Origin of the sequence: Candidatus Pelagibacter sp. Uisw_134_02 (assembly GCF_047720265.1) — a bacterium.
In the GTDB taxonomy this organism is placed as follows: Bacteria; Pseudomonadota; Alphaproteobacteria; order Pelagibacterales; family Pelagibacteraceae; genus Pelagibacter.
In genome coordinates, this window is sequence record NZ_CP159813.1 from 59,322 (window position 1) to 72,820 (window position 13,499).

Genomic DNA, 13,499 nt, shown 5'->3' on the forward strand with positions numbered 1-13,499 from the left:
ATAAAATAATACTTATGAATATAAATCAATTAATTGCAATTGTTAAAAATAAGCTTCAAACAGAAATTGTTATCCAAAATCTTAAAATTGAGGATAAAAGTTTTTTACATGAAAAACATAAAGGTTATCAAAAAGGAAAATTTCATTTAAAATTGATAATTAAATCAGATGAACTTTCTCGAACAAGCAAGATAGTTTCAACTAAAAGAATCTATAGTATTTTAGATATTGAGCTAAAGGAGCACATTCATTCAATTCAAATACTACTTAGTTAATTCTTTTCTTAGAAAGAGATTAATTTTTTTTTCATTAAATTGTAACTTATGTATTGGAGAGCCTATTTTTTTTAATAAGATTAAATTAATTTTATTAGTATTATTTTTTTTATCTTTTTTCATAAAAAATAAAATTTTATTTAAATCTTTTATAGAAAAAATTTTACTTATATTTCTTGGAAGATCTAAATTATTTAAATGATTTTCAATTAATTGAAACTCTTTAATATTCAAAACTTTATTTAATAAACTAAATTTTGCAGCAGTTTTAATACCCAGTATAACAGCTTCACCGTGGTTTAATTTTTTTGAATATTTCAATGTTGCTTCATATGCATGAGCAAATGTATGACCAAAGTTTAATATTTTTCTTAGGCCTAATTCTTTTTCGTCTGACTCAACAACTTTCTTTTTAATTAAACAGCTTTTATAAATTGCTTTTTCAATAAAAGGACTTTTTAAATTTAAAATTTTTAATCCATTTTTTTTTAAAAAAGTAAAAAATTGTTTATTACTAATAAGTGCATGTTTTAAAATCTCACCATAACCACATATAACTTCTCTTACAGGCAAAGAATCTAAAAAATTAATATCTGAAACAACTAGACTTGGTTGATAAAATGAACCTATTAAGTTTTTACCATACTTAGTGTTTATAGCAGTTTTACCACCAATTGAAGAATCTACTTGGGACAACAAAGTAGTTGGTATATTAACAAATTTTAACCCTCTTTTATATATGCTGGCTGCAAAGCCAGAAACGTCCCCAGTTATTCCTCCACCTACTGATATTAAGCAGTCATTTCTATTAAAATTTTTCTTTAATAATAAAGATGTAATTTTATCAACACTTTTTTGATTTTTATTTTTTTCGTTTGATTCAAAATAGTGAATTATTGAAGAATTTTTTGGTAAAGAGTTAATGACTTTGTTTATTAATCTTTTTGGAACATTTTTGTCTGCTACAACGAGGTATTGATTTGAATTTATAGAAGACTCAATTAAAAATTTTTTTAATTTATTTAAAATATTTTTTCCAACTAAGATAGAATATTTTTGATTTCCAGCATTTACTTTTAATTTAACTAAGTTCATAAATTTTTATAATTTTTTCTGCAATTTCAATTTCTGTAAGCTTATTACAGTTTATCTTAAATTGTGCTTCAGAGTATATTTTTGTTCTTTTTTTGATAATTGCTTTTATTTCTTGCTCTGTAGATTTAAAAGCTAGGGGCCTTTTTTTACTATCTTTGATTCTCCTAAGTAAAATTGATTCATCCCAATCAAGCCAAAATGAAAAATGACTAGATAAAATATCTTTTCTAATTTTGTCATTAATAAAACCACCACCACCTAGAGAAATAACATTTTTTGAATTTTTCAAAGATTTCAGTGTAATTTTTTCCTCTAAATTTCTAAAATAATCCTCACCATTATTTCTGAATATTTCAGCTATAGACATTCCAGCATGTTTTTCAATTAGATAATCAATATCAATAAATGGGATATTAAGTTTTTTTGAAACTAAATTACCTATTGAGGATTTTCCTGAACCCATCATTCCTAAAAAAACGATGTTTTTGTTTGAATTCATAAACTTTCTTTATTGAAAAAACACAAATATGTCTTAATTTGAAATTATTAAACAATATATGCAATTTTCAAAAAATACAAGCCGCAGTAGCAACATAGGGTTACTAATTAAAGTATTTTTAATTTTAACTATTGTCTTTGGTGCCATAGCAATCTTAGGAAAAATTGAATTTCCATCTCCTAAAAAAGACATTGAAAAAATTATTTCAAATGAAAAACTTAAAATTGTTAAGTAGAAAATATTTATCAATTATATTGTTTTCTTTATTTTTTGGAGACTCCTTGCAATCACAAGAACCGATCGATATTTGGAATGTAGAAGAAAAAAAAACAGTAAAAAGTAAATCTATAGATGAAAACAATGAAAATAACGAAATTCCAAAGAATAGTATTTATGAAATGCAGTCAAAAAGTGCTAATGAGCTAAATATAGAAGAAACAAAAACATTACTCTCAAAAGAAATTAAGATTATAGGCTTATACGATCCAGCCGAAAATGGACTAGACATTAATATGTGGTCTAATTCAAATGGAGATCAAATTTTAAATATATTTAAAAGAATTAATAAAATGGATCTTTCAAAAGATGCATCAGAAATCTTAGATATTTTACTTTTAACTAATGCCTATTATCCAGAACTAAATATTTCTAAAGAGCAATTTTTAGAATTAAAATCTAATTGGCTTATTAAAAATTCTAATTTTCAATTAATAGAAAACTATTTAATAAAAAATCAAATAATTAATGAACACACAAAACTTACCAAATTATTAGTAGATGATTATCTTTCTAAATCAGAAATAAAAAAAGCATGTGAAGTTTTTTCTAAAATTAAAGTCTCAATTCAGGACGATTATTTATCCAAGTTTAATATTTATTGTTTAATTAACAATAATAAAAAAGAAGAGGCTCAACTAATTTTAGACTTAAAAAAGGAACTAGGTTTTGAGGATACATTTTATGAAAACAAAATAAATTTTTTAATGGGGTATACTAACCAACCAAATATAGAAGTATCAGAAAATACAATTTTAGATTTTCATTTATCTCATAGAACGAATCCTAAATTTAGTTTTAAACCCAAAGATTCAACCTCTGAACAAATTTGGAAATATTTATCATCTTCAAATTTACTGGATAATATTAACGATATAGAACTTACAGATATAGATAGAATTAGAAGTGTAGAAAAAGCAACACATGAAAAACATTATGAAGAAAAAGAATTATTTGAACTTTATAAAAGATTTCAGTTCAACATTAACCAATTATTAAATATTAAAGAGTCCACAAAAGTATTATCAGCCATAGAGTCAAGAGCTTTAATTTATCAAGGGATTTTAATTACAACTGAAGTTGAAAATAAACTTTTACTAATAAATGCTTTAAAGAACTCATTTAAAAATGAAGATATAGAAAATGCATTTGATGTTGAATTAAGAGCTTTCTTAAAAGAAATTAATAAAGAGGAAGTTCCTTCAAATTTTACATCATTTTATAATAATTCCTTAAAAGAAAAAAAAACTGAACAAACTAAGATCAAGATTAATAATAAAGTATTACACCAATCAAAACTAATCAATTATTTTAAGGGTGAGGTAACAGAAAAAAAAGTCAGTAAAGATTTAAATGATTTATTAAAAAAAATTAAAAAAGACAAAAAATATTTCTTTTCAAAAAAAGATATTATTTTAGTTGAGTCTTTTAAGTCAGATGGTATTAAGGTTTCAGAAAAATTTAATGATCTATATGAGGTAGATGAGTCAGAAATACCATCTGATATCCAAATATTTATTAATAGTGGAGATATGGCAGTTGCTATGCTTAGAATCGTTGAGGTTATTGGGCAAGATGATCTAAAAAACATAGATGTAGACACATTATATTTTATAATTAGTACACTTAACCAACTTGATGTTGATGCACTAAGAAATAAAATTCTTCTTAAAGTTCTCCCTTTAAAAGTTTAAAATTTATATTAAAATAATTACTAATTATGTCAGTTAAAAAAATTTTAACAGAACCAAACAAATTGTTACGTCAAGTATCTAAACCGGTTGATAAAGTTGGTGATGAAGAAAGAAAGCTTATGGATGATATGCTTGAAACTATGTATGACGCACCAGGCATTGGTCTTGCAGCCATTCAGATTGGAGTTCCAAAAAGAATTATAGTTATGGATATTAGTAGAGACCAAGAAAAAAAAGAACCAAGATATTTTATTAACCCAATCATCAAAAATAAAAATAAAGAAAAAGCAAAATACGAAGAAGGATGTTTATCAGTACCCGATCAATTTGCAGAAATAGAAAGACCCAACACATGTGAAGTTGAATATTTAGACTATGATGGAAAAAAACAATTATTAAAAGCGGATGGATTATTAGCAACTTGCATTCAGCATGAAATGGATCATTTAGAGGGAATTCTTTTTATTGATTATTTATCAAAACTAAAAAAATCAATGATCATAAAAAAACTTTCTAAAATCAAAGCCAACAGAACAATTTTTTAGAGAATGTTAAAAAAAATTATTTTTATGGGCACTCCATTTTTTGCAGTACCAATATTAAAATCTCTATATCAAAATGGTTATTCTGTGGCAGTTGTGTATACACAGCCACCCCAAAAATCACAAAGAGGTCAAAAAATTAATAAATCACCAATTCAAGGAATCTCAGAAGTCTTAAAGATAGAATATAGAACACCAAAATCATTAAAGGATAACAAGGAGGAATATGATTATTTAAAAAAACTAAATGCTGATATAGCCATTGTTGTTGCTTATGGACAGATTATCCCTAAAGAGTATTTAAACTTAGTAAAAAAAGGCTTTGTTAATATTCATGCTTCTTTACTTCCCAAATGGCGAGGAGCAGCACCAATTCAAAGATCAATTATGAATCTTGAAAAAGAAACTGGTGTTAGCATTATGAAAATTGCAGAAAAACTAGATACAGGACCTATTTGTAGTTCTTATAAAATAAATATTGAAACTGATGACAATTCAGAAACAATTGCAGAAAAACTTTCTGCATTAGCAGCAGAAAAAATATTAGATAATATTGATGAGATTTTAGAAGATAAAATTGAATTCAAAGAACAAAATCATAATAAAGCAACTTATGCAGATAAAATTGAAAAAACAGAAGGTCAAATAGATTGGAATAAAGCTGCAGAAAATATTGTTGGTAAAATTAACGGATTATACCCCAGTCCTGGTGCTTTTTTTATTTACAAAGGGGAAAGGTACAAGATTTTAAAAGCAAGCTTAGCTCATGGTGCCGGTAGAATTGGAGAGGTACTAGATAATTATTTAGAGGTTAGTTGTGGTAATAAAAAATCAATTAAAATTCTTGAAATTCAAAGACAAGGTAAAAGACCTCAGAATATAAATGAATTTATGCTTGGATCTCATATTAAAAAAGGTTCAAATTTAAATAATGCATAGATATCAAATTTTAATTGAATATGTGGGAACTAATTTTTTTGGGTGGCAAATTCAAAATAAAGGAAAATCAGTTCAAAAGTTAATTCAAATAAAACTATCTAAACTTTTAAAAGAAAAAATATTATTAATTGGATCTGGCCGAACAGACTCAGGCGTTCATGCTATTGAACAATCGGCACATTTTGAATGTAAAAAAGAAATTCAAAATTTAGATAAATTTTTAAAATCAGTTAATCACTTTGTAAATGACATGAACGTTTCGATTATAAATATCAAAAAAAGAAATTTAGATTTTCATGCTAGGTTTTCTGCAAAACAAAGAATTTATAAGTATGTAATTTTTAATAGATTGAGTAAGCCTTCTATAGAAAAAGGGAGAGGTTGGCACATAATTAAAGAGCTTGATATCTCATTGATGAAAAAAGGTGCAAAAAAACTTTTAGGTACTAAAGATTTTTCTACATTTAGGTCATCAAGCTGTAATGCCAAAAGCCCTATACGAACAATGGAATCAATTAAAATAAAATCTATTAGAGGAAGGATTGAAATACATTTTAAATCTCAATCATTTCTACAACAGCAAGTTAGATCAATGGTTGGTTGTTTAAAATATTTAGCTGAAAAAAAATGGAGTTTAAAAAAATTTGATTTAATCTTTAAATCAAAAAAAAGAGTAGATTGTGCACCGCCTGCGCCAGCTGAAGGATTATTTTTAGAAAAAGTTATTTATTAGATTATTGTCTACTGATACTAAACCTTTTATTAATTCTCCATCTTGATTCAGCTCGAACAATGTAGCCACAACAGTTTTTAGAACGACATCTACAAGGAAACTGCTTATAGTCCTCATCATAACCAAACCCATAGTCACACGTAAGCTCTTCACCTTTTATAATATCCTGTTTGGCAATTACCCATAATTTTAAGCCTATGCCGTTATAATCACAGTTATTAGAACAAGAGTGATTTATTAAGCGAGCTGTATTCCATGATACATCACCATCAAGATCATATTTTTTGTTTAAGTTAAATAGATAAATTGGTTTTGCATTATCAAATTTTTCTGAATCCTCAGTTTGTTTTTTGGTGATAATTTTTCCAACATAGTCAATAATCCTTTCACCTTCTTTAATATCTCTGGCCGCATAAAGACCACGCCCTTTTTTATCAATATTCGATTTTTTAATTCTATAAAGTTTCATAGAGAGTTATTTAATGCCTATTAAAAAATTATCAATTAAATTCTAATAGTGCATTAACATGCATTGCTGTACTTTCTTTAAGTGCATTAAGGTCATAACCACCCTCTAAAATTGAAACAACTTTTCCATTACAATATAATTTAGAGAGCTCTAATGTTCTTTTAGTAATTTCATAAAAATCTTTACTCTCAAGTTGAAATTGAGCCAATGGATCATCTTTATGAGCGTCAAAACCTGCAGATATCAATATAAATTGTGGTTTAAATTCTTCAATTTTTTTAAGTACAAACTCATAAGCATTTAAATACTCTTCAGATGTTGTGCCAGCTGGTAGAGGAATGTTGAATATATTATTGTATTTACCTTTTTCTTGCTCTGTTCCCGACCCCGGATAGAAGGGAAATTGATGAGTTGAAATATATAAAACTTTCTCATCATCATAAAAAATATCTTGCGTCCCATTTCCATGGTGAACATCAAAATCAATGATTGCCACTTTATTAAGTTTATATTTATTTATTAGGTAGTTAGCTCCAACAGCTACATTGTTATAAATACAAAAACCCATAGCTTTATTTTTTTCCGCATGATGCCCTGGAGGTCTGACTGCACAAAAGGCATTTTTGAATTCATTGTTTTGAACACCATCAATAGCAGTGATAATTGATCCTACAGCATCTGAAGTAGCCTCCTTACTTCCAGGAGAGACAATTGTGTCACCGTCCAAAAAAGATAGCCCACTCTTTGGAAAAGATTCTTGTACAAAGTTTATATAATCAGAATTGTGAGTTATCTCTAAAAGAGATTGGTCAAATTTTGAAGGTTTTTTCCAAATCAAATTTTTATTATCCAACTTTTTGAAGTTATCTATAACTGCTGTAACTCTATCAATTTTTTCTGGATGACCATCACCTGTATTATGATTTTGGTAAGTATCAGAGGTTATTAAACCAGTTTTCATCTAAGATTGATATTCTTGGTAAATAGTTTCTCTTTCTACTTTTGTCATACCTCTAGTTCTTTCTAAAAATTCATTTCGTTGCTCTCTATATTTAAAAGTAAAAAAACAAACTGTATCTTTAGAGTGATAAATTGCTTTTAATTCATCATCAATAGCATTTAGTTCTTTTGGTATATCTGCTTTAATGCAAATCATTAAAAGTAATTTTTAAGAATTTCAGTATATATCTTAGTTAATTTTTTTAAATCTGAGATAGAAACTGCCTCATCTATTTTGTGCATTGTTTTACCTACTAGTCCAAACTCTAAACATGGAGCAATCTTTCTAATAAATCTTGCATCTGAAGTTCCGCCTGTTGTAGATAATTTAGGTTGAATTTTAGTAATTTTCTTTATGATATTTTGAATCATGTAAGTAGTTTTATTTGGTTTGGTTAAAAAAGCTTCACCTGATACCCGGTATTTTATTTTAAAATGAGACTTATTTTTTTTAGTTACTTTTTTAAAAATTTTATTTAACTTATTTTTTAAGCTTGAAGATGTGTGCTTATTATTAAATCTTATATTAAAAGTAGCTTTTGCAATACTTGGAATAATATTATCTGCAGTATTATTAATATTAATTTTAGTTATTTCTAAATTTGTTGGTTGAAAATCTTTTGTTCCTTTATCAAATTTTATTTTTTTTATTTCATCTAGTATTTTGATTATTGTATTTGATGGGTTATTGGCACGGTGAGGATAAGCAACATGACCTTGAGTTCCAATTACTGTTAGCTCTCCAGTAATACTGCCCCTCCTTCCAATTTTAATCATTTCACCAAGTTTATTAGGGTTAGTTGGCTCACCAACTAAACAAAAATCTATTTTTTCTTTTTTCTTTTTAAGATAATCGACTACTTTTTTAGTACCGTTAATTGCAATACCTTCTTCATCGCCAGTTATTAATAGACTAATAGAGCCTTTAATTTCTTTATTACTTGATACAAAATTGTTTACAGCCACTACCCAGCTTGCAATTGCACTTTTCATGTCATTAGCACCTCTTCCTATTAAGTGATTCTTTTTAATAGCAGGGCTAAATGGTTTAATGGTCCAATCTTTAATGTTTCCTGGAGGAACCACATCCAAATGGCCTGCAAACATAAAGTTTGGCTGTGAGTTACCTAGTCTTGCATATAAGTTTTTAACTGGTTTAGAATCTTTGTCTTTGAATTCTAAAATTTTACATTTAAATCCTATAGTAGTTAGTTTTTTAGCTAAGAATTTCATTACACCTGCATCTATAGGTGTAATGCTTGGAAACTTTATTAGCTCTTTTGCTAATGTAATTTCATTATAAGTTGGCATTTAGTCTCTCAATAAATCGTTAATAGAAGTTTTTGATCTTGTTTTTTCATCAACTTGTTTAATTATTACTGCACAATACAAAGCAGGACCCTTTCCATCTTTACTTGGTAGGCTACCCGGAACTATTACTGAGTAAGGTGGAATTTTACCATAAATTACTTCACCAGTTTCTCTGTAAACAATTTTTGTAGATTGACCAATAAATACACCCATAGATAATACAGATCCTTCTCCAACAATTACTCCTTCAACTATTTCAGAACGAGCTCCAATAAAACAATTATCTTCGATGATAGTAGGGTTAGCTTGCATTGGCTCCAGCACTCCTCCAATTCCAGCACCTCCTGATATGTGACAGTTCTTTCCTATTTGTGCACAAGATCCTACAGACGCCCAAGTGTCTACCATAGTTCCTTCATCTACATAGGCTCCAATATTTACAAAGCAAGGCATTAGCACTGCATTTTTTCCAATAAAAGATCCTTTTCTAACCGGAGAATTTGGAACCATTCTAAAGCCAGCTTTTATATGATCTTTCTTGCTCCAATTTGCTGTTTTACCTTTTAGTAAATGAGATTTATCATACCAGCTACTATATGGGCCACTCAATGAATCCATTTCATGAGTTCTAAAACTTAACATAATTGCTTTTTTAACCCACTGATTAACTATCCACTCATTACCATTTTTTTCAGCAACTCTTAGTTCACCTTGATCAACAAGTTCAATAGTTTGATTAATGGTATCCAATATAGATCTGTCAGATTGACCATTTATTAAATCTTTATTTTCCCAAGCTGCATTGATAATGTTTTCAAATTCTTTCATAGTTTTATTTTATTGTTAGTAGGTTAGTTTTATTGTGCTTTTAATATATTAATTTTTTGAAGAAAAGAAGGCAAGCTCTTAATCTTATAATCAATATAAGGTTTATCTGCATCTTTTTTTGCAAATGCCTCCTCATTTTCTAGCCAACAAGTTTTCATTCCCAAATTTTTAGCTTGTTCTAAATTATGAGCAATATCCTCAATTAATATTGATTTTATTGGATCTAAGTTAAACTTTTCTACTATTTTTTTATAAGGATCAACTTTTGGTTTAGGTATAAAATTAGCATCAACAATATCAAATACTCCATCAAATAAACCATCTATGCCAAGTTGTTTAGTCACGTTTTCAACATGAGCATGAGAGCCATTAGTGAAAATATATTTTTTTTCTTTAATTTTAGTTAGCTCTTCTCTTAATATCTTATCTTTTGGAAGCCAGCTAATATCTATATCATGAACAAATTCAAGAAATTCATGTGGATTAATTTTATCATGATTCATCAATCCTGATAATGTTGTTCCATATTCATAGAAATATTTTTTTTGAATCTCTCTTGCTTTAACTAAATCCACATTAAATTTCTTTGAAATGAAAGAGGACATCTTTTTATCAACTTCTGAAAAAACTTTCGTTTGACCACTGTAAAGAGTGTTATCAAGGTCAAAAATCCAGTATTTTATATCAATTAAATTTTTCATTCTCTTATTAAAGTTCCAGAACCTTTATCAGATAATAACTCAAATAGAAGTGAGTGATTTTTTCTTCCATCAATTATAACCACTCCTCTAACTCCGTTGCTTGCAACGTCTAAACAATTTTTGATTTTAGGTATCATTCCACCAGATATAATATCTTGATCAATTAATTCGTTCGCTTTTTTTGAATTAATTTCAGGTATTAGTTTTTTTTCACTATCAAGCACACCTTCTACATCGCTAATAATCATTAATCTTCTGGCTTTTAATTCTTTAGCCACCGAACCAGCAACCGTATCTGCATTGATATTAAAAGTTTGATTGTTTTCATCTAACCCCAGTGGTGCAACAACAGGTACTTCGTTAACTTTAATAATTTCTTTTAAAACGTCAGTTTTAATATGAGTTGGAATACCTACAAAACCTAAATTATCACTTTCAGGTTTTACAGCTATTATATTGTATTCTTTTGAAGTAATTCTTCTTGTTTTACAAGATTGATTCTTTAAAGCATTGACAATTTCCTTATTAAATTCAATCAATGTATCTTCAACTATATTTATAGTATTTTTATCTGTAACTCTTAGTCCATTAATAAAAGCACTTTTAATATTAAGTTCACCTAGTTTGTTATTTATCCTTTTTCCGCCTCCATGTACAATTATCGGATTAAAGCCAAGCTTATTTAAAACAGCAACATCTTCGATAAAAATTTTAAATAATTTTGGATCAACTAAAACACTACCACCACATTTAATGACAATAAATTCATCATTATATTTTTCTAGGTATTTTTTTACCTCCTTAACTGTTGGGCCATTTTTAGGTAAAATACTTATTAACTCTTCTTCTTTTAGTGATGACATCTAAATGGTTTTAACAGTCATTTTTCTTTGGACAATATATTGCTGAATCATTGTGAAGATATTGTTGAAGCTCCAGTAGATAACAAGGCCTGCAGGGAATGGTGCAAGAATTACAGTTAAGAATACTGGAAAGAACATAAAAATTTTAGCCTGTATTGGATCTGGTGGAGTTGGGTTAAGTTTTTGCTGAATAAACATAGTAATACCCATAATGATCGGCCACGCACCTATTAATAAGAAAGAAGGTGGATCCCAAGGAATTAAACCAAAAATATTAAATAAAGACGTTGGGTCTCTATCACTTAAGTCATGTATCCAACCATAAAATGGCATGTGCCTCATTTCAATGGTTACAAATAAAACTTTATATAGGGCAAAGAAAACTGGAATTTGAACTAATATGGGAAGACAACCACTCATAGGGTTAACTTTTTCTTTTTTATAAAGAGCCATCATAGCTTGTTGTAATTTCATTTTATCATCTTTATGAATTTCTTTTAATCTAGCCATCTCAGGAGCTAGAAGTTTCATTTTTCCCATACTCTTAAAGCTAAAGTTGGCAAGCGGAAAGAAAGCCAATCTAATACAAACTGTAACAGCAATAATTGCTAAACCATAATTACCAAGTAATTTAAAGAAGTAGTCTAATAAAAAAAATAAAGGCTTAGTTATGAAGTACATAAACCCCCAATCAATTGCTAAGTCAAATTTATTTATATCTAAATTTTCAGCATAGCCATCAATGACATTAACTCTTTTAGCAGCAGCTATAATCTGAATTTTTTCCTCTATAGAGCTGTTTGGTCCAACTTCTGTACCTTGAGTAGATATATAATTAGCTCTGAACTTATTTTTATAGTCAAAAGTTGTTTTAAACTCTTTACCTTTTGCAGGGATAATTGATGTAACCCAAAACTTATCCGAAATAGCAACAAATCCCTCTTGTGCGGTTTGAGTAAACTTCTTTTCTTGAATATCATCGTAATCTTCTTCAATTAATTCATCATCCAATACAGATAAAAATCCTTCATGTAGAATATAAAAACCAGATATTTCTGGTAATTTATTTCTAATTATTTGCCCATAGGAGTAAAAATTATAAGATTTATCTGATCTATTAATTATCTTCTCTTTTACAGTAAATAAGAATTGATCATCTAAACTTATATATTTTTCAAACGTAATATCTTGAGAATTGCTCCATGTTAATTTTATAGGATTATTGTTAGTTAATTTTTTATTACCAGAAATCTCCCAGACTGTAGAAGCATCAGGCACATCTATATTTTTGTTAGAAGTTACAAAACCACTTTCAATTAAATAACCATCGTCAACATTTCTTGGGTTTAATAAAATTATTTTATCACTTTCATTAAGCTCAATATTATATTCTTTGAAAGTTAAATCATCTATTGCAGCTCCTTTTAAAGAAATAGATCCAATAACACTAGCATTTTCAAATTGAATTCTATCATTTTCTTTTAGAGCATCACTTCTAGAAAGTTTTGTAAAATTTTCATTTTTATCTAAACTAGGAGTGTCAGTATTATTTTCTATTTTTTTTTGTTCAGCTAAATTTTCTTTTACTACCTCTGGATCAGGGGCAAAAAATAATGAGTAGAGCACAATCACACAAGCTGATAATGAAATTGCTGCTATTACATTTCTAGTATCCATTATTTCTTAGCCTTAAATTCTTTATTTACTGGATCAAATCCTTCACCACCACCCAGTATTTTAATAGGGTGACATGAAAAAATTCTTTTTGCACTTTTTGAAATTGCCTTAACAAGACCATATGCTCTTAAGCATTCAATTGTATATTCCGAACATGTTGGAAGATATCTACACGAAGGTGTTAAGTAGGGGCTAATAATCATTTTATAAAACTTAATTAGGCCAATTAAAATTTTTGATATAATATTCATTACTTAATTTTTTTTATGTCTTGAAATAAAGTATCTTTTATTACCGTATATTCATTGTTTAGCATAGTTATTTTAGCAATCACAAGATAAGAATAGTTAAAGTTTATTGCTATTTTTTTTACAGCTTCGTTTATAATATTTCTTAATCTTCTTTTGATTTTATTTCTCTTAACAGCACTACGTATTAGTTTTTTTTTAGTCACAAAGCTTATGTTTAGTTTTTTACTATCTTTGTCTTTAATAGGACCAAAAAAAAGAGTAATATACTTATTAGATATTTTTTTCTTTTTAAGTAAATTTTTGAAATCCTCGTTTTTAGAAAGAGCAACAATTTTGCTTTTCATTTA

Annotated in this window: 18 protein-coding genes; 6 read left to right on the forward strand and 12 right to left on the reverse strand. The window is 27.6% G+C overall.

Annotated features, from left to right (window positions below):
* Nucleotides 1–14 precede the first annotated feature (14 nt).
* Complete coding sequence (locus ABXT56_RS00265; protein WP_415300182.1) at nucleotides 15–275, forward strand: BolA/IbaG family iron-sulfur metabolism protein; 261 nt, start codon at nucleotides 15–17, stop codon at nucleotides 273–275.
* On the opposite strand, the gene aroB is transcribed toward ABXT56_RS00265, so the two are convergent.
* Both aroB and ABXT56_RS00275 read right to left on the reverse strand, forming a co-directional pair.
* The gene (gene aroB / locus ABXT56_RS00270; RefSeq protein WP_415300184.1) at nucleotides 264–1,370 is read right to left on the reverse strand and encodes a 3-dehydroquinate synthase; all 1,107 of its coding nucleotides are present in this window, start codon (nucleotides 1,368–1,370) and stop codon (nucleotides 264–266) included. The two genes, ABXT56_RS00265 and aroB, sit on opposite strands and share 12 nt — an antisense overlap.
* Nucleotides 1,357–1,869 carry a shikimate kinase gene (locus ABXT56_RS00275; RefSeq protein ID WP_415300186.1) on the reverse strand — a complete coding sequence of 171 codons (513 nt, stop codon included), beginning with the start codon at nucleotides 1,867–1,869 and terminating at the stop codon, nucleotides 1,357–1,359. The genes aroB and ABXT56_RS00275 overlap by 14 nt, the downstream gene beginning before the upstream one ends.
* A 58-nt stretch (nucleotides 1,870–1,927) precedes the next feature.
* Here ABXT56_RS00275 and ABXT56_RS00280 point away from each other — a divergent pair, with 58 nt between their 5' ends.
* Genes ABXT56_RS00280 through truA form a run of 5 tightly spaced genes read left to right on the forward strand, consistent with a single transcriptional unit; the run spans nucleotide 1,928 to nucleotide 6,053 of the window.
* Nucleotides 1,928–2,104, forward strand: a complete 177-nt coding sequence (locus tag ABXT56_RS00280) for a hypothetical protein (protein WP_415300188.1) — start codon at nucleotides 1,928–1,930, stop codon at nucleotides 2,102–2,104.
* On the forward strand, nucleotides 2,079–3,839 hold the full coding sequence (locus ABXT56_RS00285; RefSeq protein WP_415300190.1) for a hypothetical protein: 1,761 nt from the start codon (nucleotides 2,079–2,081) through the stop codon (nucleotides 3,837–3,839). The genes ABXT56_RS00280 and ABXT56_RS00285 overlap by 26 nt, the downstream gene beginning before the upstream one ends.
* 26 nt (nucleotides 3,840–3,865) lie before the next feature.
* Entirely contained in the window at nucleotides 3,866–4,384 is a 519-nt protein-coding gene (gene def, locus ABXT56_RS00290) for a peptide deformylase (RefSeq protein WP_415300192.1), read from the forward strand.
* Between the two features lie 3 nt (nucleotides 4,385–4,387).
* Complete coding sequence (gene fmt / locus ABXT56_RS00295; RefSeq protein WP_415300194.1) at nucleotides 4,388–5,320, forward strand: methionyl-tRNA formyltransferase; 933 nt, start codon at nucleotides 4,388–4,390, stop codon at nucleotides 5,318–5,320.
* Nucleotides 5,313–6,053 carry a tRNA pseudouridine(38-40) synthase TruA gene (truA, locus tag ABXT56_RS00300; RefSeq protein ID WP_415300195.1) on the forward strand — a complete coding sequence of 247 codons (741 nt, stop codon included), beginning with the start codon at nucleotides 5,313–5,315 and terminating at the stop codon, nucleotides 6,051–6,053. The genes fmt and truA overlap by 8 nt, the downstream gene beginning before the upstream one ends.
* A 1-nt stretch (nucleotide 6,054) precedes the next feature.
* Here truA and ABXT56_RS00305 read toward each other — a convergent pair whose 3' ends face one another.
* The 10 genes from ABXT56_RS00305 to rnpA are packed head-to-tail and all read right to left on the reverse strand — an operon-like array spanning nucleotide 6,055 to nucleotide 13,496.
* Complete coding sequence (locus ABXT56_RS00305) at nucleotides 6,055–6,522, reverse strand: SET domain-containing protein (RefSeq protein WP_415300197.1); 468 nt, start codon at nucleotides 6,520–6,522, stop codon at nucleotides 6,055–6,057.
* 31 nt (nucleotides 6,523–6,553) lie between these two features.
* Nucleotides 6,554–7,483 carry a histone deacetylase family protein gene (locus ABXT56_RS00310; protein WP_415300199.1) on the reverse strand — a complete coding sequence of 310 codons (930 nt, stop codon included), beginning with the start codon at nucleotides 7,481–7,483 and terminating at the stop codon, nucleotides 6,554–6,556.
* The gene (locus tag ABXT56_RS00315) at nucleotides 7,484–7,678 is read right to left on the reverse strand and encodes a hypothetical protein (RefSeq protein ID WP_415300200.1); all 195 of its coding nucleotides are present in this window, start codon (nucleotides 7,676–7,678) and stop codon (nucleotides 7,484–7,486) included. It abuts the gene before it with no gap.
* Complete coding sequence (dapE, locus tag ABXT56_RS00320; protein WP_415300202.1) at nucleotides 7,678–8,832, reverse strand: succinyl-diaminopimelate desuccinylase; 1,155 nt, start codon at nucleotides 8,830–8,832, stop codon at nucleotides 7,678–7,680. The genes ABXT56_RS00315 and dapE overlap by 1 nt, the downstream gene beginning before the upstream one ends.
* Entirely contained in the window at nucleotides 8,833–9,660 is an 828-nt protein-coding gene (gene dapD / locus ABXT56_RS00325) for a 2,3,4,5-tetrahydropyridine-2,6-dicarboxylate N-succinyltransferase (protein WP_415300204.1), read from the reverse strand.
* 29 nt (nucleotides 9,661–9,689) lie between these two features.
* Nucleotides 9,690–10,361, reverse strand: coding sequence for a pyrimidine 5'-nucleotidase (locus ABXT56_RS00330; protein WP_415300206.1), 672 nt, complete (start codon nucleotides 10,359–10,361; stop codon nucleotides 9,690–9,692).
* Nucleotides 10,358–11,224, reverse strand: coding sequence for an acetylglutamate kinase (gene argB, locus ABXT56_RS00335; protein WP_415300208.1), 867 nt, complete (start codon nucleotides 11,222–11,224; stop codon nucleotides 10,358–10,360). Before argB ends, ABXT56_RS00330 begins: the two co-directional genes overlap by 4 nt.
* On the reverse strand, nucleotides 11,225–12,901 hold the full coding sequence (yidC, locus tag ABXT56_RS00340) for a membrane protein insertase YidC (protein ID WP_415300210.1): 1,677 nt from the start codon (nucleotides 12,899–12,901) through the stop codon (nucleotides 11,225–11,227). It abuts the gene before it with no gap.
* Nucleotides 12,901–13,152: a membrane protein insertion efficiency factor YidD gene (gene yidD / locus ABXT56_RS00345; RefSeq protein WP_415300212.1), complete on the reverse strand. Its 252-nt coding sequence runs from the start codon at nucleotides 13,150–13,152 to the stop codon at nucleotides 12,901–12,903. Before yidD ends, yidC begins: the two co-directional genes overlap by 1 nt.
* On the reverse strand, nucleotides 13,152–13,496 hold the full coding sequence (gene rnpA / locus ABXT56_RS00350; protein ID WP_415300214.1) for a ribonuclease P protein component: 345 nt from the start codon (nucleotides 13,494–13,496) through the stop codon (nucleotides 13,152–13,154). Before rnpA ends, yidD begins: the two co-directional genes overlap by 1 nt.
* Nucleotides 13,497–13,499: the final 3 nt, after the last annotated feature.